21 protein-coding genes are annotated in these 23,328 nt (G+C 62.3%); 1 reads left to right on the forward strand and 20 read right to left on the reverse strand.

All coding sequences use genetic code 11. The features are described from left to right. Positions 1-7 precede the first annotated feature (7 nt). The 17 genes from ACZ5WW_RS14725 to ACZ5WW_RS14805 form a co-directional block, all read right to left on the reverse strand. The gene (locus tag ACZ5WW_RS14725) at positions 8-703 is read right to left on the reverse strand and encodes a 3-keto-alpha-glucoside-1,2-lyase-like domain-containing protein (RefSeq protein WP_377171505.1); all 696 of its coding nucleotides are present in this window, start codon (positions 701-703) and stop codon (positions 8-10) included. Between the two features lie 4 nt (positions 704-707). Further along, positions 708-2,423 (reverse strand): sulfatase-like hydrolase/transferase, encoded by a 1,716-nt coding sequence (locus ACZ5WW_RS14730; RefSeq protein WP_377171507.1) that lies wholly within the window; start codon positions 2,421-2,423, stop codon positions 708-710. 12 nt (positions 2,424-2,435) lie between these two features. Further along, positions 2,436-3,494, reverse strand: coding sequence for a metallophosphoesterase (locus tag ACZ5WW_RS14735; RefSeq protein WP_377171509.1), 1,059 nt, complete (start codon positions 3,492-3,494; stop codon positions 2,436-2,438). Continuing rightward, positions 3,491-5,044, reverse strand: a complete 1,554-nt coding sequence (locus tag ACZ5WW_RS14740; RefSeq protein ID WP_377171511.1) for a sulfatase family protein — start codon at positions 5,042-5,044, stop codon at positions 3,491-3,493. The genes ACZ5WW_RS14735 and ACZ5WW_RS14740 overlap by 4 nt, the downstream gene beginning before the upstream one ends. A gap of 81 nt (positions 5,045-5,125) precedes the next feature. Next, the gene (locus ACZ5WW_RS14745; RefSeq protein WP_377171513.1) at positions 5,126-6,955 is read right to left on the reverse strand and encodes a serine/threonine protein kinase; all 1,830 of its coding nucleotides are present in this window, start codon (positions 6,953-6,955) and stop codon (positions 5,126-5,128) included. Positions 6,956-6,964: 9 nt separating this feature from the next. Next, on the reverse strand, positions 6,965-7,708 hold the full coding sequence (locus ACZ5WW_RS14750; RefSeq protein ID WP_377171515.1) for an RNA polymerase sigma factor: 744 nt from the start codon (positions 7,706-7,708) through the stop codon (positions 6,965-6,967). Between the two features lie 82 nt (positions 7,709-7,790). Then, positions 7,791-8,036, reverse strand: a complete 246-nt coding sequence (locus ACZ5WW_RS14755) for a hypothetical protein (RefSeq protein WP_377171517.1) — start codon at positions 8,034-8,036, stop codon at positions 7,791-7,793. A gap of 42 nt (positions 8,037-8,078) precedes the next feature. Beyond that, positions 8,079-8,408 carry a hypothetical protein gene (locus ACZ5WW_RS14760; RefSeq protein WP_377171519.1) on the reverse strand — a complete coding sequence of 110 codons (330 nt, stop codon included), beginning with the start codon at positions 8,406-8,408 and terminating at the stop codon, positions 8,079-8,081. Positions 8,409-8,444: 36 nt separating this feature from the next. Further along, complete coding sequence (locus tag ACZ5WW_RS14765) at positions 8,445-8,603, reverse strand: hypothetical protein (protein WP_377171521.1); 159 nt, start codon at positions 8,601-8,603, stop codon at positions 8,445-8,447. A 325-nt stretch (positions 8,604-8,928) separates the two neighbouring features. After that, positions 8,929-9,792: a CFI-box-CTERM domain-containing protein gene (locus tag ACZ5WW_RS14770; RefSeq protein WP_377171523.1), complete on the reverse strand. Its 864-nt coding sequence runs from the start codon at positions 9,790-9,792 to the stop codon at positions 8,929-8,931. Between the two features lie 233 nt (positions 9,793-10,025). Then, positions 10,026-10,322: a hypothetical protein gene (locus ACZ5WW_RS14775; protein ID WP_377171525.1), complete on the reverse strand. Its 297-nt coding sequence runs from the start codon at positions 10,320-10,322 to the stop codon at positions 10,026-10,028. Between the two features lie 39 nt (positions 10,323-10,361). Further along, entirely contained in the window at positions 10,362-10,520 is a 159-nt protein-coding gene (locus ACZ5WW_RS14780) for a hypothetical protein (RefSeq protein ID WP_377171527.1), read from the reverse strand. 298 nt (positions 10,521-10,818) lie between these two features. Beyond that, on the reverse strand, positions 10,819-12,387 hold the full coding sequence (locus ACZ5WW_RS14785) for a WD40 repeat domain-containing protein (protein WP_377171529.1): 1,569 nt from the start codon (positions 12,385-12,387) through the stop codon (positions 10,819-10,821). A gap of 73 nt (positions 12,388-12,460) precedes the next feature. After that, positions 12,461-12,799: a hypothetical protein gene (locus tag ACZ5WW_RS14790; protein WP_377171531.1), complete on the reverse strand. Its 339-nt coding sequence runs from the start codon at positions 12,797-12,799 to the stop codon at positions 12,461-12,463. 101 nt (positions 12,800-12,900) lie between these two features. Beyond that, entirely contained in the window at positions 12,901-14,316 is a 1,416-nt protein-coding gene (locus tag ACZ5WW_RS14795) for a sulfatase-like hydrolase/transferase (RefSeq protein ID WP_377171533.1), read from the reverse strand. Between the two features lie 87 nt (positions 14,317-14,403). Then, positions 14,404-15,879: a sulfatase family protein gene (locus ACZ5WW_RS14800; RefSeq protein WP_377171535.1), complete on the reverse strand. Its 1,476-nt coding sequence runs from the start codon at positions 15,877-15,879 to the stop codon at positions 14,404-14,406. A gap of 15 nt (positions 15,880-15,894) precedes the next feature. Then, positions 15,895-17,256, reverse strand: coding sequence for a sulfatase-like hydrolase/transferase (locus tag ACZ5WW_RS14805; RefSeq protein ID WP_377171537.1), 1,362 nt, complete (start codon positions 17,254-17,256; stop codon positions 15,895-15,897). A 55-nt stretch (positions 17,257-17,311) separates the two neighbouring features. Between ACZ5WW_RS14805 and ACZ5WW_RS14810 the strand changes: the two genes are divergently transcribed. Continuing rightward, positions 17,312-18,838, forward strand: a complete 1,527-nt coding sequence (locus ACZ5WW_RS14810; protein ID WP_377171539.1) for a sulfatase family protein — start codon at positions 17,312-17,314, stop codon at positions 18,836-18,838. Between the two features lie 106 nt (positions 18,839-18,944). On the opposite strand, the gene ACZ5WW_RS14815 is transcribed toward ACZ5WW_RS14810, so the two are convergent. Genes ACZ5WW_RS14815 through ACZ5WW_RS14825 form a run of 3 tightly spaced genes read right to left on the reverse strand, consistent with a single transcriptional unit; the run spans position 18,945 to position 23,289 of the window. Further along, complete coding sequence (locus ACZ5WW_RS14815; RefSeq protein ID WP_377171541.1) at positions 18,945-20,291, reverse strand: sulfatase family protein; 1,347 nt, start codon at positions 20,289-20,291, stop codon at positions 18,945-18,947. A gap of 17 nt (positions 20,292-20,308) precedes the next feature. Then, complete coding sequence (locus tag ACZ5WW_RS14820) at positions 20,309-21,814, reverse strand: sulfatase-like hydrolase/transferase (RefSeq protein WP_377171543.1); 1,506 nt, start codon at positions 21,812-21,814, stop codon at positions 20,309-20,311. Between the two features lie 11 nt (positions 21,815-21,825). After that, entirely contained in the window at positions 21,826-23,289 is a 1,464-nt protein-coding gene (locus tag ACZ5WW_RS14825; protein ID WP_377171545.1) for a sulfatase family protein, read from the reverse strand. Positions 23,290-23,328 lie beyond the last annotated feature (39 nt).

Genomic DNA, 23,328 nt, shown 5'->3' on the forward strand with positions numbered 1-23,328 from the left:
GCGATGCTCACTTGAGCTTGGATACCTGTACGTCATCCACGTCCGCCGACTTGTTTACGGCGAGGGTGATCATGCGTTTCGTTGGATGCGCGATGCCTTCGCTGCTGAATGAAACGGCTTCCATGTCGTCGATGCGGACGGTCATCTGATCGGCGACGATCTTGATGTTCAGGGTGTGCCACTCGTTGGGCTTGAGGTCGAGCTTGAAGGATTTGGTTTTGGATTTGAGCAGCGCAGCGAGTTCGGGGGATTTGTCTCCTTTCTCGCGGCGGGCGCGGATTTCATTGTCCATGCCGCCGGTTTTGGAGTCGGTGATGGTGACGGCTTTGTTGGTGACGCGGGCGATGCAGAGGTGTCCAGCGTGCACGGTTTTGAGCTCGCGATCGACGAAATCGACGCCGAGGTCATCGCCCTCGCCGAGGCGGAATTTCAACTGCACGATGCCGTCTTGAAACTCGGCTGCGTGGAAGATGGCGACGCCGTGGTCGGCCTCGGCGTGCTTAGTGACGTGCATGTGGCCGTCGATGAGATCGACCTGCTGATGGCCCTTCGCACGCCAGGCGCTGTTGCTGGTCCAGCCATTGCCGATGTCTTCCTTGCCAGGAGTGGCTTCATCGCGGGAGAAATCGTCGGAGAAGAGCGGGGTGATGAAGTCGGCGTGGAGGGGGAGGCAGAGAGTGAGGAAGAGGAGGAAGTGTTTCATGACATTATTTTTTGGGCGGATTGGGCACGGTGCTGGCGGTGTATTCGGCCTGATCGATGGTGCCGCTGCCGTCCACGTCGCGGGCTTTGAACCACTTTGCTGCGTCTTCTGCATTACGTCTGGCACTGAACTCTTCTTTGGTGAGCTTGCCGTCGTGGTCGGTGTCGAGGCGCTTGAACTGCTCGGCGCGGCTGGGGTTGTTTTTGGGCTGGGCGTTGGCTTTGCCTTTGGGTTTGGCGTCTCCGGCGATGGGGAGCGGCAAGTAGTCGTAGTCGAGGATCATCTTCTTTTGCAGGGCGGTCTTGAGCTCGAGGGTGGCTGCCTCCAGACCTTTCTGGCCGTAGAGATTGTGCAGCTCGGCGGGGTCTTCCTGGAGGTCGTAGAGCTCATAGACGGGGCGCGGGCTGGTGAACCAGAGGTCTTCAAATTCGGTGGCGAGGGTCTTGTCCTCGTGCGCCTTGGTGATGTCTTTCCAGCTGGGATCGCCACCGCTGTCCACGGGGGTGTAGCGGAGGTTTGGGGTGACGTTGTAGATGAGCTTGTAGCGGGCGCTGCGCACGCAGCGGCTGTAGTCCACGCCGCTGGCGGTGGTGCCCTCATTGAAGGTGGCGCTGCCGTGGGGGCCGCGCTCGGCGAAAATGTGCTGGCGCTCTTTTTCAAACTTGGCGCCTTTGAGCAGCGGGAGAAAGCTGATGCCGCTCATGCGCTCTGGCACAGGGAGACCGGCGGCTTCGAGGCAGGTGGGCGCGATGTCTTCTCCTGAGATGAGCGCGCTGGAGTCGCCGCCGGGTTTGATGACACCGGGCCACCAGGCGAGGAGGGGGACGTTCAGGCCGGGATCGTGCAAGGAGCCTTTGCCGCTGGGGAAGGCCATGCCGTTGTCTCCCATGAAAATGATGAGGGTGTTTTCCAAACCGGCACGCTCTTTGATGAGATCGAGCACGCGCTGGAAGTCGCCGTCGCAATGCTCGATCTCGCCTTCATAGGCGGAGAGGTCGTTGCGCACGCCGGGAAGATCGGGGAGAAAGCCGGGGACTTTGAGCTTGGCGGGATCGGGCGGGTTTTTGCCGGTGTTCCAGGCGTGGTGGGGATCGCTGAAGCCGACCCAGAGGAAATAGGGCTTGTCCTTTGGCTTCTGATCAAAGAACTCATTGATCTTGGTGGGCAGGGTGTCCTGACCGCTGGCGTCCACGTAGTCGAAGCGGTCTTTGAAGGTGACGAGGTGGTGCTCCTCAAAGACCTGTGACGAGGCCTCGGGGCTGCGACCGGAGCCATCGAGGTGATAGGTGCGGCCGCAGCAGCCGACGAAGTAGCCGGCGTCTTTTTTGAGGATCTCGGGAAAGGTGATCTCATCGCGCGGCAGCGGCGAGGAGAAGCGCGTCATGCGGCAGGCAACTGGCGAACGGCCGGTCATGATGGTAGCGCGTGAGGGAACGCACTGCGGCGCACCGGTGAACATGCGGCGGCACATGATGCCCTCTGCGGCCAAGCGGTCGAGATTTGGCGTCTTCATCTCCTCGCGCCCGTAGCAGTGGATGAACGGGTAGCTGTGGTCGTCTGAGAGGACGAAGAGGATATTGGGCGCGGCGGCGTGTGCCGCAGGCAGCGCGAGAGCCGAGCCAAGCGAGACAGCCAGCACGGCGAAGCGCGTGCTGCTCCGAAGGAGTGAGCGAAGCGAAGCAACGGACGAAAAAGCGATGAAAAGAGCGCGGAGTTTCATGACGGAAGACGCTTATTTCGCGGCGGGCTGCATGGGGTAGTCGAGCGTGAACTGATGCTGGTCGAGCTCGTGCACATAAGGGGTGTCGGAGACGAGGACGTTGTTTACGACATCGTAGGTGAGGGCGTGGATGCGGTTCTCTGCGGGCACAAAGCGCAGGAGACGGAGTGCGGGCTGGGAAAGGTAGTCGGTAAGCATGGAGGTGACGGGGTGGCCGTCGTCTGCAGGGGTGGTGAGCTTCAGCGCGGTGACGCGGCTCTGGTCTCCACAGAAGATGAGGCGAAGGTTGGGATGTTTGCGGAAGAGCTTGTCCCACATCTGCTCGCCGGTGTTTCCGCGCGCGCCGTGGATTTTGACCCACCGCATGCGGCCTTTGGGATCGTGGATGAAGCCCTCCTCGGTCTTGGGCTTGTCGAGAATGCCGAGGTCCATGTGCGTGGTGATGAGCGCACGGCGTGCGGCGTTTTTGCCGAGGAGATCGCCGGCCCAGGCGAGCACGTCGTCGGGTGCATTGCACTCGAGGCTGAGGTGAATGAAGTCCATGCCGCCGGCGCTGAAGAGCTGGGCGCTGTTCACGTTGTTGGCGGAGACGTTCTGGTCTTTGCGGGCGTGGGTGTAGCTGCCGAGATACCAAGGGTAGTCCTTGAAGCTGGCGGCGGGAAAATGCTCCTGAAACAGATGTGCATCGCCCTTGGCGGTCATGTCGTGGTTTCCCACGGTGAGACTGAAGGGAACCACGCCGCGCAGGGTGTCGATATGCTGCCTGGCCACGGCCCATTCGCTGGCGTTGTTTTTGTCCACGATGTCTCCGACGTGGCTGACGAAGACGATGTTTTGATCGTCACGATGCGCAGCGATCCATTTCACCTGTGCTTCCAGGTTGCTGTTTGTCACAGGGTCGGTGCTGTCAGGCGTGGCCTTGCAGCCTTTGCCGGTGTAGGCCTGGGTGTCTGGAATGATGACGACGGTGAAGGCCGCCGCAGGCATGGGTGGCAGCGGCTGGGTACCGGTGAGTTTTTTGGACGCGGCAAAAGCAGGGATGCAGAAGAAAAGGCAGAGCAGGATTCTCATGGCAGCACGGGCTTCGGTTCGATGTCGCTCTGATTGATCCAGTTGGCTTTCACGGGCTTCCCGCTCATGAATTTTTCATAAAAGCCGACGTTACCCGGCTGCGCGTGCTTGTATTCATCGAAGATGGCACCCTGGCCGGACATGCGGGGATCTCCCTGCTGGGAGAGCTCGGCGTGGAGCTGGGTTTTCAAGGCGGTGGCGCGGGGATCGGCAGGGAGGTTATGTACGAAATCGGGGTCGGCTTTGAGATCGTAGAACTCGGTGCCGGGGCGCAGGCCGAAGCAGAGCTGCCAGAAGGGATCGGCGGGGTTTTTGCGATGGGCGTCGAGGATGAAGGTCTTGGTGGCTCCGGCATCGCAGTCCATGTAGCCGGTCTCGGGATTGCCACCGGGCCAGCGGGTGGGCTCGAAGTTTTCGATGAAGACGCTGTCCTGGGTGACGATGGCGCGGATGGGGTAGCCCCAGTCGTGCGGACGGCCCACGTCGGTGCGCTCCTTGCCGAGCAGCACGTGATCACGCACATGGGCGGGTTTGTTGGCAAAGAGATCGGTGAGGCTGCGGCCGGGGGACTCGGCCATGCCGGTGTCTGACCACTTCATGCCTGCGACCTCGATAAGGGTGGGAGCGAGATCGACGAAGCTCACGAAGTCGCTCAGCGTGCGGCCGGGCTGGAGGATGCCTTTTTTCCACATCATGGCCAGCGGCACGTGATTGGCCTGCACGTTGGCGTTTCCCTTGCTGCGCGGGAAGGGCATGCCGTGGTCTGCGGTGACGATGATGAGGGTGTTTTCCAGCAGGCCGCGCTTTTCGAGGTCGGCGATCATGCGGCCGAGATGGCGGTCGAAGTGCTCCACCTCGAAGGCGTAGTCCAGCATGTCATTGCGGATGACGTCGTTGTCCGGCCAGTAGGCGGGTACGTGGTCGATGTCGGTGAGCTTTTTGCCGCCTTTGGCCACGCCGCTGCCGAACTCGTAGCCACGATGCGGCTCGACGCTGCCATACCAGAAGCACCAGGGCTTGCCTGCGGGCGCGGCATCGAGGAAGTCGCTGAAGTTGGCGGCGTAGTCGCAGTTTAGAATCTCGGGTGTGGGGGCTTCGGCGCGGCGTTTGTTGTAGGGCTTGCCGGTCATCTGGCGTGGCTTGCCATTGGCATCATTCGCCACGCCGGGGCCCCAGCCCTTAGTGGTGTAGCCCACGTTCCAGCCTTTTTCCGCGAGGGCCTCGCCCCAGCCTTTGAATTCGGGCGGGAAGTAGCAGATGTGATTGGCCGCCTCTTTGAGCTGCCAGGAATTGCGCCCGGTAAGGATGCAGGCTCTAGAGGGGGCGCACTTGGCATTCGGTGTGTAGGCCTGGGTGAAAAGGAGGCCTTCCTTTGCCACGCGGTCAAAGCTGGGTGTCTTCACCCAGGGCGTGCCGTAGGCGCTGGCGTGAGGGCCCCAGTCGTCGGCGATGGCGAAGAGGATGTTGGGCGGCGGCTCAGCGGCGAAGGATGAAGCTGCGAGGCTGTATGCCGCAAGAACGAGGGCGGTGAAAAATGCTGGTCGGCGCATGGCGAGGGAACGATGCGCAGCAGAGCTTCCTTCGACAAAGGCGCGAGAATTGAAAGGAACATTCCCCCAGCCGAAGATGGATCACACGCCAAACATCTGCGCCGCGCGGATGAGGAGCGGATCGGCGGGCAGGAGGGCCAGGCCGCTGCGAATGGCGGCGCGGGCTTCGGGAAGGCGCTCCTGCTGGGCCAAGGCGGTGGCTTTGGCACAGTAGGCACCAGGCAGGCAGGGGTCGAGATCCAGCGCGGTGGAGGCCGATGTCTGCGCCTCCGCAAACCTGCCCAGCTCGATGAGCGCATTGGCGCGGTTGGTCCAGGCCTTGGCATACGCGGCATTGAGGCCTATGGCGCGGTCTGCACTGGCCAGCGCCTCCTCAGGCAGCCGCATTCGGCGCATGAGGATGGCGCGGTTGTTCCAAGTGATGGCGGAACCGGGCTGCGCTGCGAGGATGTCATCGAGCACATGAAGCGCCTTCGGCGCAGGCAGGAGCTCGATGAAAAGCATGGAGATGCCATCCAGCTCCCCCAGACGGCCTGCCCCCTCGGCGGTGCTGAAGGCATCCGTGGCCCAGCGCAGAGCCTCCTCGTGCCGGCCTAGTCCCATGGCCGCCTGTGCGAGACTGGCCGGAGGACCAGGCTCATCCGGGGCCAGTTCGCAGGCTTCACCGGCACTGCATGCGGCGGCGTCAAAGTCGCGCCGCTCCAGGTGGATGCAGCACTGGATCTGATGCGCCTTCCAGTTGGCGGGGTTCAGGCGCAGGGCATGCCCGATCTCTGCCTGCGCTTTGCGCGGCTGGCCGAGGTTCAGCCAGGTCTGCGCGGCATTCACCAGGGCATCCGCCCGCAGCGGCGCATCGGGGGCGGCAGGCTGGGACGGCGCGCAGCCTAGGAGAGAGGTGTGCAGGGCTTCCAGGCGTGAGGCGATGATTTGGAAATCTGCGGGTCGTGCGGCGGGATCTGTGGCGAGGCACGCGCGCAGCAGCGCGGCCAGCGGCTCGGGCATGTGCGCGGTGTTGCAGAGATCCGCCGGGCGCGGGGCCTCGGGGAAACGGCCCAGCACCGCGCACAGCAGCGTGATGCCATACGCATACACATCCGCCGCCGTGCTGCGGCCGGAGCGGCGGGCGACCATTTCAGGGGCCATGAAGCCGTCTGTGCCGGCGATGAGACCATCGGCACCGGCAGCATCAGCCGAGAGTGAAAGCCCGAAGTCGCTGACCTTTGCCATGCCCTCGCCAGTGATCAAAACATTCGGGGGCTTCAGGTCGCCGTGGATCAGCTGCGCCTCCTGCGCGGCATGGGCCAGACCGCGCGCCATGTCGAGTCCATGCCGGAGGGTGGTGCGCCAGTCGGTGCGGCCCTTCTCGATCTCCTCCACCAGAGTCCGCCCACCGCTGATGTGCTCCATCACCAGGAAAGGAATGCGATTGTGCATTTCCACGCCGTAGGCCAGCACGAGGTTGGGATGCGGCGTGAGCGCCACGGAGTTCACCGCCTCGGCCACAAAGAGCTCGCACAGCTCGGGATCGGTCAGGTGCCGGGGCAGCGGACACTTCAGCGCGGCGAGCGAGTCGCCACGGTGATACATCTCCGGCGCGAGGCTGCGGCAGAGATACACCAGGCCAAAGCCCCCGCGCAGGATTTTGCGCACCTCATATTTTCCGCCGATGCAGGAGCCGGGCTGAAAGGGCACCCCTTCCAGAAACTGGCACTCGCTCTGGAGCTGCCGCAGCAGGTCGTCATCGCGCTGCCCGGCATCGCTCAGCCCCAGCAAGTCCGCCAGTCCACCAGCCTCCAGCGGACCGCCTCGCTCCAGCCGCCCACGGACGGACGAGCGCGCTTCATTTGCGTCGATCAGCCCACGCCTCAGGGCGGAGAGGAGATCGCGCAGGCTGGCATCATCGGATGACATGAGAAAAAATCATGCGGGGCGGCTCAGCGCGGCAAAGAGGTCGCGCACTTCGTCATCCACCTCGGTGCTGTCCGTCGCATATTGGGCGATCTCATCGCGCAGCAGCCGCTGGTAGGCGCGACGTGCGGTGACGAGGCGGTTGGCCACTTCTTTTTCGGTGAGGCCGAGCTCCTCGGCCATCTCACGCTGAGAAGGCGCGGCCACGCCATCGAGGATGGGCAGAAGCATGAAGCGTCTGAAGATGCTGAAGTGCGCCTGCTTGCCGGTGGAGGCGCACTCGCGCTCCAGGCCCTCCACCACACGCGCCAGCAGCATGCGCGCCCAGGACTGCGTGAAGGCATCCTCCGGCGTGTGTCTGTCCACTCCCAGCACGGCGGTGCTGCCGCCCTCCGCCAGCACCTCGTCTGCGGAAATGAACCCGCCCGCCGGACGCCGCTGCTGCGCCTGATCATGCCGGTGCGCATTGGCGGCGTAATGCTGCAGCGCGGAGAGCATCAGGCCGCGGAATCGCCCGCGCGAGTTCTCGGCTTTTTCAAAGAGGCCGTGCTGCATGGAGTGGAGAAAAAAGTCCTGCACCAGGTCCTCGGCCTTCTCATGGCCAAAGCCGCGCCGCGCCAGGTAAGCCATCACCGGCTTGCGGTAGAGCTGGTAGAGCGTGCCGAGCACTTCGCTTTTGGTGGTTTCATCACCTTCTCTGAGCCGCGCCAGCTGTGACCAGCGCGTCTGCGGAAACATTTCGCCCTCGTTGCTCATGCCATGCAGGCTACGGGGCAAAGCGCAAACGGCAAGTCCGTGTGAAGGGGCCTGCCGTTGGGCGTGTCACTGCCTGGCTCTTTCAGGGAGCAGGCGGCGGCACCGGGTTGAACTTCAGGTGGTAGCTGGAGGCGGGACCGGATTCTTTGTACTCCTTGATGGCCTGCTCCGGAGTGCGCGTGCCGCCGGTTTCGCGGGGCGGCTGGGCTTCGCTGATGCGCTCCACCAGTTTTTTGGCGGCGTCGAGCTTGTCATCGGAATCCGCTGCGGAGAGCGAGACATTCAGGGTGGCAAGTGCGAAGAGTGCGAGATGGATGGATGTTTTCATGATGGATGAAATTGAGGGGGGATGGTGAAGAAGAAGGCGACTTCAGGCCGCGAGCGTGATCGCCCCTGCGGGGTGAGGCCGCGCGGGCTTGCCACCGGGCTGCTTCACGCAGCCATCGTCGTTACCTGTGACGGCAAAGCCGTGGCAGTGGCGATGATGGTGATGGCGGTACCAGCAGCAGCCGTCATCGCGGTCATTGAAGACGACCTGGTCCCAGGGGTCCGCTGTGGGCGGAAGCGGGATGCATGGGCGGATGGGCCGGGGCATGTCCGGCAGATCCGGCGGGCACACGGGCAGCGTGCGCACCGTGTCTGCATGAGCGCCTGCGACTGCGACAGCCACGAGGCAGAGATGAAGAAGTGATGTTTTCATGGGATGTGGATGGTGAAGGGTGGATGAGGCAGGGGATTAACCGCGCACAGCGGCGACAGCGGCGGGCCCACGGGGGTGGGGCGGGTCTTTGAAAAAGTCCTTCACACGGTCGGTGAGAGATTCATCGGCGCGGGCGGAGGTGAGGGAGGTCAGGGCGACCAGGAACAGCAGAGCTTTGAGGGATGTCGTTTTCATGGGATGCGGATGTGTTTGAGTTTGTGTTATTGTTTGTTTTGGGATCGGCAGATTTGCCTCTCTGCTACTGGTTTACCCATCCGCGTCCCAACTCTGCGCGGAGGGTGAAACTTTTTTTCAGCGGCAGTCCGAGGAGGGAGACAGAGGTCTCACGACCGGCCGTTTCGAGACTGCTGGGAGATTCGATTTTGCCCCTCTGCGGCCAGCCGAACGTCATCAAAGCCGACCGCCGACTCCTACAAAGACCATGAACTATTATTTCTTGGTATTATTAAAAAACTGCTGTGCTGCCGTTGTATCATGATAGCACAGCTCACTCCCAGTTTCAGGCGCGCAGCCTGCGGACCACCCGCGCCAGCGGATTCACAAAGAAGCGTCGCACCAGATGCTGCCTCTTCTGTGTTCCCGCCACCCACTGAGCCAGCGGCGGGGAGAGGCGGTGGTAGCTGCGGCTGAAGAGCCGGCCGCAGGCTGAGCGGTTCAGCACCTCATCCCGAAAAGCACGCAGCGCGCGCACCTCCCACGCGTCCGGCGTGGCGCAGGCCGCCGTGGCGATGAAGCACGAGGCCTTGCCAAACTGCGGTGGGTACGAGGTCAGGCTCTTCGTGCCCTTTTGATAGACCAGCACCTTGTGGTAGCCGCCCTTCCAGACAATGGCGTGGTAAGTGCGCATCATCTTGGCCATCTCCGCCTCACAGTAGCTGTAGGACCGGGTGGGATCATCCTTCGCAGGCATGACAAAGTTGCTCTCCATGTCCACCAGCACGACACGCCCCTTCAGCAGGCCCTGCAGCCGGCCGTAGTCGGCGGCCTGGGTGAGGTCCCGCAGATCCACAAACTCCACCGGATCGGTGATGAAAAAGCGCCCGTAGGCCAGGCTGGCACCGGCGGGGCCGTCCGGGGCCACATAGACCATGCTGCTGCTGGTCACCGCACTGAAAAGCGGCACCAGGACAAAGAAGATGAAGACATGCTTTCTGGCGTCCTCATCCAGTTCGATCGCGAGTTCGTAGGCCGGCTTGTCACGCTGCTGCGCCATCTGCGTGGTCAGCGTGTGAAAGGCCAGCAGCTCAGACGGGCGCAGTCCCGTGATGCGCAGGCCGTTGCGGTCCTTGTATTCAACCTTCTGAAATCTTTCCTCCACACTGCGGATGAAGTTCTCCGATGCATCCAGAATCGACAGGGCCATGGTGATCTCGGTGTTGGGTTATGAGAGTTGCCTTTTCAGGCACCCTGAGAAGGCTTCCTCAATAGGTGTCGCAGGATGGTTAGCATGGCACGGCGGATTGTCCATGCCCGACGGGTCCGCAGGTCTTTCGAGGTGGATGTACGTAAAAATGGCAGGCCCGCGTGGAAGCGGACCTGCCATTGGGTATGACGCGGTCTCTCTCCGGGGAGAGTCGGCGCCACCGGGTGGCTCTGTCAGACGGCCGCCGTGAATGGCAGCGGACGCGTGGGTTTTCCCGGCAGCCTGACGCATCCGTCATCTGTTCCGGTCACCGCCACCTGATCCCTGAGAGCTGCGGCAGGAGCCAGCGGGCAGGGCTTTGGCACTACGGGGACAGGTGCTGGGCAGACGGGCAGCGGAAAAGTGGGAGTCAGCGGGAGGGGTGGCGGGCAGATGGGCAGCGGGTGGACCCAGGTCTCCGCATGCGCGCTCGGATGAAAGGCGAGTGTGGCGGCGGTGAGCAGGCAGAGATGAAGCAGTGATGTTTTCATGGGATGAATGAGGTGAAGGGTGGGAGGAAGCGGCGGCGGTTATCCGCGCACGGCGGCGACGGCGGTGGGGGCATGGGTGTTGCGGGGCTCTTTGAAGAAGTCCTTCACACGGTCGGAGAGCGATTCATCGGCGCGGGCTCCGGTGATGGAGGCGACGGTGACAAGGAGCAGGAGGGTTTGGGTGAGTTTCGTTTTCATGGGATGCGGATGTTGTTTGTGTTTGTTGGGTTAAGTTCGATCGGCTGATGCGCCTCTCTGCTTCTGGTTTACCGCTCCGCGCCCCAACTCTGCGTGAGGCTTGAAAATAATTTTACGCCCTGCCGCAGACCATCCAGCAATGACCTGCGCAGAGATGGTGGATGAACCGCTGCGTTCTGTGCGGACAAGTGATGCGGGCACTCCTGACCGCAAAACGAGCGTTCCAAGACTCGGTTGCAGGCAGGAGTGCCGCATCACTTCAAGGCTGGGAATAAAAATCCGGCTCCTGAATTCCTGCTTACAGCCCCGTGTCCCACACCATCACAGAGAGGTCGTCCCCTCCGCTGATGACACGTCTTCCGCTGGGAGTGATGGCGCAGGCGTAGATGGATCGGCCCTGCTCATGGCCGCGCAGACGCTGACGGATGCGTCCTTCCGGACCGGCACCAGCTTCGATGACGCATACCTCCGCGCCAGACGCACCCACCGCCCACTGGCCTTCGGCAGCCAGATGGAAGGCCGTGTAGTAATCGTCTTCTGAACTGGCCAGACTGCCGATGATGGTGCCTTCCGTGACATCCAGCACGTGCAGCTTGCAACCCGACTGCACGAGGGCTTTCCAGCGCACGGACATGAAGGTGATCGACTTGAGTGCACGTGCGGGAAAGTGGGCGGTTTTGGCCAGCTCCCCGTTGCGGGTGTCCCACACTTTGACGGTGTCCGCGCACTCGCCTCCGCCCGTGAGCGCCCATACGCCATCGAGGGAGAGGGTCACCGCCGCCACACAGCCATTGTGGGTCTTGCCAAAGAGGCCTCCGAACTTCCGCAGGTGCGAACCTTTCACGGTGTCCCACAGCCGCACGGTGCCGTCGCCGCTGCCGGAGATCAAGAGCCGTCCGTCCGCCGACGCCGCCAGACTGAAGACGGTGAAGGAGTGCTTGCGCAGGCAATGCAGCACGCGGCCGCTGGCGAGATCCCAGATCCACACCGCACCACCGCTGCCCGCTGCGGCCACTCGGGTTTCATCGCCCAGGAAAATCACGGAGGTGAGAAAGCTGCCCTCAGCTTTCAAAGGGGGCAGCTCCTTGCCGGTCTCCAGATCCCACACGCGCACATGAGGATTCCAGCCGACGGAGAGCCCGATGCGGCCATCTCGCGAGATCGCTACGGCCTCCACATTGTTGTCATGAGCGTGTTTGAAATGAAAGCGCAGGCTGCCCTGGGTCTTTGCCGCAGGTGCGGAGCGTGCGGGCTCAGGCCGGGCTGTGGCCGCCTGCGGGCGCTGTTCCTGGTGCAGCTCCTCCAGCGATCGCAGAAAGGTGTCCCGCTTTTCCTCCAAATCGCCTGCGGGCGCTGCCGGCAGGTCATCGCGCTCGCCGATGTCGGAGCAGGCGATGGCAAAGGTCTCCTGCAGCCAGCGCCATGCACGGCTCCGCTTCGGCTCGGCGTTGGTCTTGCGGATTTCTTCGGCAAACACCGCGAGCAGCTTGTCCTCGCTGTCGAAAAGCGTTTCGAGCGGCATGTCCGTCTCCAGCATCTGCAGCACCACACCGCCCATCTGACCGGCCGCAGCGAGCATGTGGCGCTCCTCTCCGGTGAGGCCCTCCACTTCCGTCACCAGCCGCTCGATGCGTCGGCTGACAGCAAAGGCCTTGCGCCTGCGGTAGTCGCTGCGCGGCTCAAAGGGCATGAGCGCATCGCAGCGCGGACAGGCAATGGTATAGTCCTCCATTATCCGGCGCGCATTGGCCGGATCCTTCAGCGCCGCCATGGAGCCGATCAGGTGCCGCGCACCCAGTTTGTCCGAATTGAGCTCCGTGGAGCACTGACACCGCGGGCACTTGATCTGCCATTTTTTCTCGGACATCGGGTGCGACGGGGTGAGGTTCAGAACAGTGCCGCAGCATATTCGGCGGCAGAGCCAGCATACCACGGATGGTTCAATGCACCACCTGACTGATCTTCTTCACGTGGAAGACCGCCACCTCTCCGCGCTCGGGGTAGTGCTTCGTGCCATAGACACCAGTCACAGCCACGACCATGCCGTCCCGGATCCAGGCGAAGGCCTCCAGCGGCAGGAGCAGCTGCACTCGCTCCTTGCCTCCACCGTGGCGCAGCACCCAGCCAGTGGTCTCGCCCCCGATGGCGAGGCGCTGCTCCAGCGTGCCGGTGAGCTGCACCTCGGCGGGTGCGGCGGCCTTGGGTGCGGATGCTGCCGCCTGGCCCCACAATGTGGGGCAGGAGAAGAGGAGGAGGGTGGCAAGGATGGAGTGTTTCATGGCGGAGAGGGGGCTTGTTCAGAAACAGATTACCCAACCAAGCACCAACTCTGCGTGGCTCTGGAAAATCATTCGCGCGCACTCATCCGATCCTCTGCCGCCTACTCCCCAAACACCTTCCGCAGATCCACCTTGTCTCCGAGGTCGGCGGAGAGCTTCACCAGCCGCTCATACATCTCCTTCTTCTTCGCCGCATGCTCGGGCTTGCCTGCCAGGTCGTTCATCTCCTGCGGGTCATCAGAGAGGTGGTAAAGGCGCGTCACCTTGGCCTTTGGGTAGGCGATGAGCTTCCACCCGTCGTGGGTGACGGCGCGCTGCAGCTCCAGGTAGGCACCATAAACAGACTCGTAGCTGGACTGCTTCTGCGTGCCCTTCAGCAGCGGCAGCAGGCTGTGGAAGAAGACATGCTGCGGCTTCTCGGCTTCGGCGAGATCGAGCGCAGTGGCCATAACGTCCTGCAGGTAGATGGCGTTGTCATTTTTCGCGCCTTTGTCCACACCGGGTCCGGCCACGATGAAGGGCACGCGCACGCTGTGATCATACATGTTCTGCTTGCCGATGAGCCCGTGGTGCCCCACGGCCAGCCCGTGATCAGCGGTGAAGAAGATCCACGTGTTGTCCGCGAGGCCGGACGCATCCAGCGCATCGAGGATCTTGCCGATCTGCACGTCCAGGTGGGTGATGAGCGCATAGTACTCGCTGCGGTGCGTCTTCACGGCCAGCTCCGTGCGTGGCATGGGCGCGAGGTTTTCATCCCGCAGAGTGTGCGGGCAGCCCATGGCTTCCTTGTAGGGATACTCGGGGATGAAGTTCTGCGGCATCTGCATGCGGCTCAGAGGATACATGTCCTGGTATTTCTTCGGGGCCTGTCGTGGGTCATGCGGGGCATTGAAGGCGGCGTAGATGAAGAAGGGCTTCTGCTGCTGCTTGGCATCGGTGAAAAACTCCAGCGTGTGATCCCGCACCACCTCGCTCCAGTGCCTGCCGCCCTCCCAGTAGCCGCCGAGAGTCTTGTCATACGGGCTCCAGGAATCGGTCTGGTTTTCGATGGGGCGGTTGTAGGACGTGGGCACGGTCTTAGGCATGCCCTCGCGCACATCGGCGGCCACATCGAAGCACTTGGCCGCGTTGGTCTTCAGGTGCCACTTTCCGGTGATGTAGGTTCTGTAGCCGGCCTTGCTCATGAGCTGTGGCCAGAGCACGCCGTTCTGGCGCTCCTTGTCCGTGGTGTTGTACACCGCGTCCGCGCTCCACACACTGCGTCCGGTGTTCAGCATGGTGCGGCTGGCCACGCACACCGCGCCGCTCCACGAGCCCATGTTGTACGCCCGCGTGAAAGTGGTGCCGCGTGCGGCGAGGCGGTCGAGATTCGGCGTGTCGATGTCCGTATGCCCAAAAGCGCGCACCGCCTCATAGGTGAGGTCGTCGGCAAAGAGGAAGAGGACGTTTGGTTTTGCCGCAAATCCCGAATGCAGAAGTAGGAATGACGAAAGCGTGATGAGCAGGAGAGTCTTCATGGTTGGGGAAATTTTGGGGGCCTTAATGCGGTTCAGGAAGCTCCAGCGCGATGCTGATACAGGATCCTGACACTGAATCGGGTAAAATTACTTCTTCTTTTTGCCTTTCTTCCCGCTTTCACTCTTCCACAGCACGATGTCGGCAAAATCATTGGCGGAGTCCGGCCCCGCCGTGCTGCGGCCGCGCTCGATGTCGGCTTTCAAAAGGTCGAGGAGCTGGTTCACGATCTCGGGTTTTGCCTCGAAAAGGTTCGTTGTCTCGCCGATGTCGTGCTGCATGTCGTAGAGCTGAGCTTTGGGCGCACCGGCCGGCATTTGCTTTTCATTCGGCGAGGACCATCCACCAGAACCCCGGGCCAGCGCGAGCTTCCAGGGTCCCTGGCGATAGGCGAAGTGGCCGCTGATCGAATGATGAATGACGCCATGGCGCGTGGAGACAATGGGCTGCCCCTTCAGCGCAGGCAGGAAGCTGACGCTGTCTTCACAACTTCCCGCAGGCACCGGACGGCCGACGATCTCGGCGGCGGTCGCGAAGAAATCGACGAGGCAGATGAGCTGGTCCGAGGTGGAGCCTGCCGCGATCTGCGCCGGCCAGCGCACGATGAAGGGAATGCGGTGCCCGCCATCCCAAATGTCCGCCTTGGACCCGCGCATGTTTGCGCTGACTCGGTGGCCCTGCTGGGCGAGTTTGTCGATGCCGGCCGCCTTCGAGCAGCCGTTGTCGCTGGTGAGGATGATGAGCGTGTTTTCCGTCATGCCATTGCGTTCCAGCGCCTCCGCCACCACGACGGCGGCATCATCGGTCTGCATGACGAAGTCACCGTAGTCCCCCAGGCCGCTTTTGCCTTTCCATTCGGGAGCGGGAACGATGGGCGTGTGCGGCGACCCGAGCGGCAGATAGAGAAAGAACGGCTGCTCCTTGCCCTTGCGTGAGTCGATAAACTCCACGGCCTTGCGTCGCAGGCGCGGCAGCATGTGCACCACCTCGTCATGCTCGATGACGGTGTCGTTCTCGATGACCGCCTCCATGTCACGCGCGTGGTGAAAGCCATGGTAATAGTCAAAGCCGCGCGTGACCGGGCCGTCCGGGATCCTGGCTCCGACGGGTGGGGTGTTGAAGTCTTTGGCACTGTAAGGTTTGCCGGTCTTGGGGTCGTGATACTCGAAGTTAAGATGCCATTTGCCGATGATGGCGGTGTGGTAGCCCGCGCTCTTGAGGAAGCTGGCGACCGTGGGACGGTCTGCTGCGATGAGGCTCGGAGCAAACCCTTCCACCACACCGCTTTGCAGCTTCGTCCGCCAGCTGTAGCGTCCCGTCATGACGCCGTAGCGTGTGGGTGTGCAGACCGAAGACCCCGAATGCGCGTCTGTAAAAGACATTCCCTGCGCCGCCAGCCGGTCAATGCCCGGTGTGGCGATCTTTCCATTCGAGGGATTGAGACAATGCACATCGCCATAGCCCAGGTCATCGCACATCAGAAAGATGATGTTGGGGCGCTGCTCTGCGGCGACCGGTAATGGCCAGAGACAGAGAGACGAAAGAATGAGCAGCAGCGGGCGCATGTCGGTGGTGAAAAATTACTCCTTCCCCTTTTTCTTCTCTTTTTTGCCCTTCTTTTCTTTGCCTTTTCCTGAGGCTTCAAACTCGCGGTCCAGCTCCGTGGGGCGTGCGTCTTTGAAACGGTCCAATGCCGCCTGCAGCTTCTCTTTTGCAGCGGCGGCTTCACCTGTCACGGAGGCGGCGATGTCCTGCCTTTCTGCGCTGTCGCTGCGAAGGTCATAAAATTTTCCGCTGCGGTAGAGCTTGTAGCGGTGGTCAAAGGCGTACTCTCTCACGGTCATGTCCTGGGTTTGGCGCGGGGAGTACCAGGAGTAGAGCCACTCGCGCGGTGTGCCTGCCTCGCCTTTCAGCTGCGGGAGGAAGCTGACGCCATCCACGTTCTCAGGCACTTTGGCGCCGGCGGCGTTGCAGATCGTGGGCAGGAAGTCGGTGCTGCTGATGAGGTCGGCGCACACGCGGCCCTGTTTCATCACGGCGGGCCAGCTGGCGATGAGAGGCACGTGGGTGCCATTCGCGGTGGTGCTGCCTTTGCCGCCTTTGTAGTCCGTGCCTTTGAAACGGCTGGGGGTGCCCGCGCCGGTGCCGTTGTCACCGAGGAAGATGAGCAGCGTGTTGTCGCGGATGCCGAGTTCATCGAGCTTGGCGATGACGCGGCCCACCATCTTGTCCATGTAGGCGGTCATCTCGGCGAAATGCTTGGGTGACTGCTGCTTGTTCTCGCTGCTGATCGTGGGGTCCCAGTCCGGGCTGTCGGGTGTAGGCTGGTAGGGGCTGTGCGTGAGGATCATCGGGTAGTAGAGAAAGAAAGGCTTCTCTTTATTTTTGGTGATGAAGCTGAGCGCGAAGTCGTTCACCAGCGTGGGGCCGTACTCGCCGTGGGTGAAGTCTTTCTCAGCACCGTTGTATTCCAGACCGGGGTTGGCATAGCGCGGCGGGCGTCGCGTCTGCTGCCAGAGGCAGGACTCCTCAAAGCCGAAGTGCTGCGGCGAGTCCACCTCGTGGCCCAGCTGCCATTTGCCGCAGATGCCGGTGGCATAACCCGCGCTTTTGATGAGGTGGCCAAAGGTGGTCTCCGTGCGCAGGAGGGTGCCGAAGTTGAGGTAGTTGCGCACATTGTAGCGGCCGGTCATGAGCTGCACGCGCGTGGGTGTGCAGAGCGGCTGCACGTGGCAGTTTTCAAAGCGCACGCCGGTGGCGGCCAGCTTGTCGAGGTTGGGTGTCTGGTAGGACTCCCCGCCATTGGAGGTGACGCACTCGTAGCCGAAGTCGTCGGCCATGATGAGGATGATGTTTGGCTGCGCCGCGAATGAGGCATGTGCAATGGCGAGGGTCGAAAGGATTAGCAGCAGGCGCTTCATGGTGGCTCGGGAACGAAGCATGGGGTGCTGATCTTCCGGCTTGTTATGCGGCGGCGGTTCATGTTTGATCCCTTTCATGCGCCTTCCCATCCTCGCATTTCTGTTGTCGTCGTTTTGTCTTTCGGGCACGTTTGCCGCGCCGCCGCCCAATATCATCGTGATCATGGCGGACGATCTGGGCTACGGTGACCTGGGCTGCTACGGAGCGAAGACGCTGCAGACGCCGAACATTGACCAGCTCGCCGCCGAGGGGCTGCGCTTTACCAGCGGCTACTGCTCCGCCTCCACCTGCACACCCACACGCTTTTCATTTCTGACGGGCACCTACGCCTTCCGCCAGAAAGGCACCGGCGTGGCTCCGCCCAATGGGCCGGCGCTGATCCAGCCGGGAACGACCACCATTGCCTCCCTCATGAAGCAGGCTGGCTATGCCACGGCGGTGATCGGCAAATGGCATCTGGGCCTGGGGGATCCCAAGCCGGACTGGAACGGCGAACTGAAGCCCGGCCCGCTGGAGATCGGCTTTGACCACTGCCATCTGCTGCCCACCACCAATGACCGCGTGCCACAGGTGTATGTGCACGACCACCGTGTGCTGAACCTGGACCCCAAGGACCCGCTGTGGGTGGGCGACAAGGCGCCGGATGAAAACCACCCCACCGGCATCACGCACCGCAGCACGCTGCGCATGGACTGGACGCACGGGCACAATGGCACGATCCACAACGGGATCGGCCGCATCGGCTTTTATACCGGCGGCATGGCCGCGCGCTTCCGCGACGAGGACCTCGCCGACGAGTGGGTGAAGCGCAGCAACACCTGGATCGAGGCGCACAAGGACGGCCCCTTCTTCCTCTTCTTTGCCGCACATGACATTCATGTGCCGCGCATGCCGCATGAGCGCTTTCAGGGCAAAACGAAGCTCGGCTTTCGTGGTGACTGCATCGTGGAGTTTGACTGGTGTGTGGGCGAGATCATGAAGACGCTGGACCGGCTCAAGCTGGCGGAAAACACGCTGATCGTGCTGTGCTCTGACAACGGCCCCGTGCTGGACGACGGCTACAAGGACGGCGCGGTGGAAAAGCTGGGCAGCCATCAGCCGGCGGGCGCCTTCAGCGGCGGCAAGTACAGCGTGCTGGAAGGCGGCACCCGCACGCCCTTTATCACCCGCTGGAAAGGCCGCGTGCAGCCCGGTGTCTCGGAGCAGGTGGTCTGCACCATCGACCTCGCCTCCAGCCTGGCCGCCCTGACCGGCACCGCTCTGCCTGAGACCTCCTGCCGCGACAGCATCAACGTGCTGCCCGCGCTGCTGGGCGAGCCCGGTGCCAAGGGCCGCGACCACCTGCTGCAGCAAGACAACAACGGCGTGAGCTTTGGCCTGCGCATGGGCGACTGGAAGCTGGTGCGCCACAAGAAAGCCAAGGGCAAATCCCAGGCCGTCGTTTCCGTCAAATCGCACAAGGATGCCGAGGGCCTGCATGCGCTCTACTTCCTGCCGGACGATCCATCGGAGGAAAACGACCTCAGCGCGAAGAACCCGGAGAAGATGCAGGCGATGATCGCCAAGCTCGATGCGCTCATCGCGGCAGATCGCAGCCGGTAAGCAGCCCAGTTCCTGTGAAACTGGGACTGCGCAGCAAGAACGGGCAGCGAGAAAGACTGTGTGGGGTGGATGAAGCGGAGCGGTCCCTTGTTGCACAGCAACAAGGCTACTGCTCCTCCGGCTTCTGCCAGGGCGTGGCACCGCCGATCTGCACATGCATGCGCAGCGCGGTGGAGAGCTCTTTGAAGACTTGGGGGGCTTTGCCGATGAGGTTGGTCTGCTCCTGCGGGTCGTTCTTGAGGTTGTACAGCTCCAGCGGGGAGTAGGGCGTGTTTTGCATGAGCTTCCACTCGCCACGGATGATCGCCTCATAGTTCTTGCCACCGTAGGCAGGGCCTCCTTCGCGGCGGACGAAGTAGAGATCGCGCTGCGCTGCGTCGAGTGTGCCGCCATTGAGGATGGGCACGAGGCTGACGGCGTCGATCTTGGGCGAAGGCTTCAGGCCCGCGAGTTCGAGGAAGGTGGGGAAGAGATCGAAGTTCAGACCGGTGTAGTCGCTGCGAGAGCCGGCCTTGATATGGCCGGGCCAGCGCACGATGAAGGGCACGCGCAGGCCACCGTCGTAATGACTCGTCTTGCCATCACGCCAGGGGTCGTTGTTCTGCGAATGCGGCAGCGAGCCGCCATTGTCAGAGCTGAAGGCGACGACGGTGTTTTGCTCCAGGCCCAGTTCCTTCAAAACCGCGAGCACCTGCCCGATGCGGTCGTCCAGATGCTCCACCAGTGCGACATTGAGCGCGCGCTTTTCGGAAAGCTCAGGCGAGCGTGCCTTCACCTTCGCCACCCACTCCTCCGGTGGCTCGATGGGAAAATGCGGCGCATTGAATGCAAGGTAGAGGAAGAAGGGCTTCTTTTCCTTCGAGCGCTCGCGGAAGTAATCCTTGGCCCATCCGGCGAAAATGTCCGTGGCATGGCCTTTCGGATCAATCTCCTCCGCATTGTGGCGCATGTAGTTGTGCCCCTGGCGCAGGTGCGTGGTGTAGCTGTCCATCATGTCGCCGAGGAAGCCGTGGAAGAGATCAAAGCCGCGCTCATTCGGCGTGTTCGGAGACTCCAGGCCGAGATGCCATTTGCCAATGACCGCCGTGTGATAGCCGGCTTGCTTGAGCTCATTGCCGATCGTCGGAATGCCCGGCGCGAGATAGCCCCAGGAGTCGTCTGGGTTGGTACGGATCACACCCGGCACACCCACGCGGTCCGGATACCGCCCCGTGAGCAGCGCCGCGCGTGAAGGAGAGCACACCGTGCAGTTCGCCCGCATGTTCGGAAACAGCATGCCGTCCGCTGCGAGCTTGTCGATGTTGGGCGTGTGGCAGTCCGAGGCGTGGTAGGTGGAGACATCGCCGTAGCCGAGGTCATCGGCAAAGATGATGAGGAAGTTGGGCTTCGCTTCGGCGGCGAATGCTGTCGCAGCAACGAAGATAAGCGAAAGGATGAACGCGAGGGGTTTCATGGTCGGGAAAGAGGCGTTTACTGTTTAGCCTTGTTCTTCTTGGCTTTCCGGGGCGCAGGTTCGGGCACCGGCGGCAGTCCATCATTCGGCTGATTCCATAAACGGTAGGGATCATGCAGCCGGCGCATTTCTCCGAGCAGCAGAGCCTCCATCTCGGCGAGCTTGGTGGCGTGCTTGGGATCACCCGCCAGATTGGTTTTCATGGGATCGGCATTGCCGTGCTCCTTGAGGAGCTCATCGGGATTCGCAGCGAGGTTGAAGAGCTGCGTCTCATGCACGGCTCCGTTCATGGCGTCGTATTTGATCAGCTTCCAGTCTCCCTGCTTCACGCAGCGCATGCCGGGCTTGGTGCCGCCGCAGTACACGCCGTACATCACATCGCGCACGGAGTCCGTTTTCCCTTCCAGCACGGGCTTGAAGCTGAGGCCCTCATTGCTCTCCGGTGCGGGGATGGCAGCGAGATCGCAGAGGGTGGCCACGATGTCCAAAAGATAAATGTTTCCGGGCACGCGGGAGCCGGCCTTGATGCCGGGGCCTTTGACGATGAAGGGCACGCGCCACGTGTGCTCATAGAGGTTCTGCTTCCCCTGCAATCCATGGCGGCCAATGGCGATGCCGTGATCGGCGGTGTAGATGATGTAGGTGTTGTCCAGTTCGCCCATTTGTTTGAGCTTATCCAACACGCGGCCGATCTGGATGTCGATGTTCTCGCTGCACGCGAACTCGCGGCCGATCTCGTTGCGGATGGTGGCCTCGTCGCGGTTTTTCCACACACCGCTCGCGGCCACTTCATCGCGCACGTTGGCGTCGCCGTTGTTGAAGGGATGCGCTTTCAGGTAGTTCACAGGCAGGGGCGGCTGATTGGGATTCAGCGCAGGCAGCGTGTTGGGATCTTCGTGATTGGTGGCCCCATATTTGGCCAGCAGCTCAGGGCGGCCATCCCGGGTGTCGTGCGGGTGGGAGAAGCCAAAGTTGATCAGAAAGGGGTCCGTGTCCTTGTTCGCTTCGCGCTCGTTGAGGTAGTCCATCACTCGGTCGCCGTGCCAGGTGCTGCCGGTTTCATCGGTGCCGCCGCGTTTGCTGGCGTCATGCCGCACGGTGAACTGCTTGTTGGCTCCCTCGTAGGAGTTGCCCTGCTTGCAGGTGCGCATGGTGTCATACCCGGCGCGGTTGAAGACGGCGGCCAGCGTGTTCAGCTCCAGGTTTGGCGGGCAGTGATCTTTCGCCAAAGGGCCGATCGGCAGATGCCACACCGTGCGCCCGCTCATGATCATGTGCCGCGAAGGCGTGCACACCGCCCCCACAAACGCGCCCATGTGCCGCGCCGAATCAAACACCATGCCCTCCGCCGCCAGCCTGTCGATGTTCGGGCTCTGCAGCACCGACTTTGGATTGTAGAACTTGAAGTCAAACGGCGACTGGTCATCCACCACGATGAAGAGAAAATTCGGCCGCTTCGCAGGAGCACCGAGGGAAAAACTCAAAAAGCAAAGCGAGAGCAAGAGACAGACGAGTGGTTTCATGGTGTGGCTGATCAGTTGGCAGGCGCCGCTTTGGCCTTCTTGCCTGCGCCTTTCTTGGCAGGGGTGAATTTTTTCGACCCGCGCTTGTCCATCGGCAGCAGAGCGCCGCCGCGAGCGTTCATCTCGGCATCGCACAGCGCACGCATCTCCTTCAGCGCGGCGGCATGCGCGGGATCGTTCGCGTAGTTTTTGAGCTCGTCGCGGTCAGACTCCAGATCGTGCAGAAACTCATAGGCGGGCTGCTGATCAAAGTAGCGTGCGTACACGTAGCGCTGACCGCGGATGCCCTCCCACGTCAGCGTGGGCGCCAGGTCGAGGTGCTCGCAGAAGAAATGATCGCGCCAGGGCTTGTCGCTCCCTTTCCCTTCGATGAGCGTGGAGAGGCTGCGGCCTTCATACGTGTCCGGGCGTTTCACGCCAGCCCAGTCGAGAAAGGTGGCGGGCAGGTCCACATTGAGCACCAGCTCATCCAGCACACGTCCGCGCTTTTCCTTCGGCACACGAGGGTCATAGACGATCATCGGCACGCGCAGCGACTCCTCATAGTGCGACCACTTGCCCTGAAAGCCGCGGTCTCCCAGGTAGTAGCCGTTGTCTCCAGAATACACGATGATGGTATTTTCTGCCAGACCGGCCTCCTTCAGCGCGGCGAGCACGCGTGCGATGGCCTTGTCGATGCCGCTGATCATGCGGTAGTAGGCGCGCACATTGATCTCGTACTTCTCCGGCGTGTCGTAGCCCCAGTACCAGCGCTCGCGGTTGATCGAGTCTTTGAGAAACTGCGGATGTGCCTCGTAGATGGCCGGATCTCCCAGACGCGCCGGCGGGATGGAGCGGTCCTCATACATGCCGTCGGTGGACTGCGGCCACGGATACAGGCCGATGCCCGGGCGGTGGTCGTTGTCCTCCGCATGCGCGGCGTTGAACCACAGGTTCAGCGCGAAGGGCTTGTCCTTCGGCTGTGATTTGATGAACTCGATGCCCTTGTCGCATACGATGTCGGTCTCGTGCCGCTTGCTGCCGTCCGGCATCGTCTTGATATACGGATTCCTCCCGATGGCCTCATACTCGTCATATTGATCCTGCGGCTTGAAGCCCTGCGGGGAGATCATGTGCCACTTGCCAAAGTGCCCGGTGCGATACCCTGCGGCGCGCAAAAGCACGGGATACATCGTGGCCAGAGCCTCCGGCTTCACGGTAGGGATGGCATCCCGCTGCGCATGAGAGCGCGCCCACTGCCCCGTGAGCACCACCGCACGGCTGACCCAGCACACGGCCGTGGTCACATGCGCATTGCTGAAGCGCACGCCCTGTGCGGCAAGGCTGTCCACCGTGGGCGTCTGCACGATGGGGTGCCCGGCACAGCTCTGGGTGTCGTAGCGCTGGTCATCGGAAAACAGAAAGAGGATGTTTGGCCTGTCTGCCGCAGAGGCAGCCAGGCAGAGGGAGGACAGCAGGACAAAAACAGATTTCATGAACCTCTGCGAACGAAGCCCTCAGCGCCAATCTTCCGC

This window comes from Prosthecobacter fluviatilis (genome assembly GCF_055388355.1).

Excerpts from the sequence above, each read along its gene's own strand:
- ACZ5WW_RS14820 (WP_377171543.1), bottom strand. The coding sequence starts at position 21,814 with ATGAAACCACTCGTCTGTCTCTTGCTCTCGCTTTGCTTTTTGAGTTTT.
- ACZ5WW_RS14805 (WP_377171537.1), bottom strand. The coding sequence starts at position 17,256 with ATGCTTCGTTCCCGAGCCACCATGAAGCGCCTGCTGCTAATCCTTTCG.
- ACZ5WW_RS14745 (WP_377171513.1), bottom strand. The coding sequence starts at position 6,955 with ATGTCATCCGATGATGCCAGCCTGCGCGATCTCCTCTCCGCCCTGAGG.
- ACZ5WW_RS14775 (WP_377171525.1), bottom strand. The coding sequence starts at position 10,322 with ATGAAAACATCACTGCTTCATCTCTGCCTGCTCACCGCCGCCACACTC.
- ACZ5WW_RS14725 (WP_377171505.1), bottom strand. The coding sequence starts at position 703 with ATGAAACACTTCCTCCTCTTCCTCACTCTCTGCCTCCCCCTCCACGCC.
- ACZ5WW_RS14825 (WP_377171545.1), bottom strand. The coding sequence starts at position 23,289 with ATGAAATCTGTTTTTGTCCTGCTGTCCTCCCTCTGCCTGGCTGCCTCT.
- ACZ5WW_RS14750 (WP_377171515.1), bottom strand. The coding sequence starts at position 7,708 with ATGAGCAACGAGGGCGAAATGTTTCCGCAGACGCGCTGGTCACAGCTG.
- ACZ5WW_RS14810 (WP_377171539.1), top strand. The coding sequence starts at position 17,312 with ATGCGCCTTCCCATCCTCGCATTTCTGTTGTCGTCGTTTTGTCTTTCG.
- ACZ5WW_RS14755 (WP_377171517.1), bottom strand. The coding sequence starts at position 8,036 with ATGAAAACATCCATCCATCTCGCACTCTTCGCACTTGCCACCCTGAAT.
- ACZ5WW_RS14740 (WP_377171511.1), bottom strand. The coding sequence starts at position 5,044 with ATGCGCCGACCAGCATTTTTCACCGCCCTCGTTCTTGCGGCATACAGC.
- ACZ5WW_RS14735 (WP_377171509.1), bottom strand. The coding sequence starts at position 3,494 with ATGAGAATCCTGCTCTGCCTTTTCTTCTGCATCCCTGCTTTTGCCGCG.
- ACZ5WW_RS14730 (WP_377171507.1), bottom strand. The coding sequence starts at position 2,423 with ATGAAACTCCGCGCTCTTTTCATCGCTTTTTCGTCCGTTGCTTCGCTT.
- ACZ5WW_RS14780 (WP_377171527.1), bottom strand. The coding sequence starts at position 10,520 with ATGAAAACGAAACTCACCCAAACCCTCCTGCTCCTTGTCACCGTCGCC.
- ACZ5WW_RS14785 (WP_377171529.1), bottom strand. The coding sequence starts at position 12,387 with ATGTCCGAGAAAAAATGGCAGATCAAGTGCCCGCGGTGTCAGTGCTCC.
- ACZ5WW_RS14790 (WP_377171531.1), bottom strand. The coding sequence starts at position 12,799 with ATGAAACACTCCATCCTTGCCACCCTCCTCCTCTTCTCCTGCCCCACA.
- ACZ5WW_RS14765 (WP_377171521.1), bottom strand. The coding sequence starts at position 8,603 with ATGAAAACGACATCCCTCAAAGCTCTGCTGTTCCTGGTCGCCCTGACC.
- ACZ5WW_RS14800 (WP_377171535.1), bottom strand. The coding sequence starts at position 15,879 with ATGCGCCCGCTGCTGCTCATTCTTTCGTCTCTCTGTCTCTGGCCATTA.
- ACZ5WW_RS14795 (WP_377171533.1), bottom strand. The coding sequence starts at position 14,316 with ATGAAGACTCTCCTGCTCATCACGCTTTCGTCATTCCTACTTCTGCAT.
- ACZ5WW_RS14760 (WP_377171519.1), bottom strand. The coding sequence starts at position 8,408 with ATGAAAACATCACTTCTTCATCTCTGCCTCGTGGCTGTCGCAGTCGCA.
- ACZ5WW_RS14770 (WP_377171523.1), bottom strand. The coding sequence starts at position 9,792 with ATGGCCCTGTCGATTCTGGATGCATCGGAGAACTTCATCCGCAGTGTG.
- ACZ5WW_RS14815 (WP_377171541.1), bottom strand. The coding sequence starts at position 20,291 with ATGAAACCCCTCGCGTTCATCCTTTCGCTTATCTTCGTTGCTGCGACA.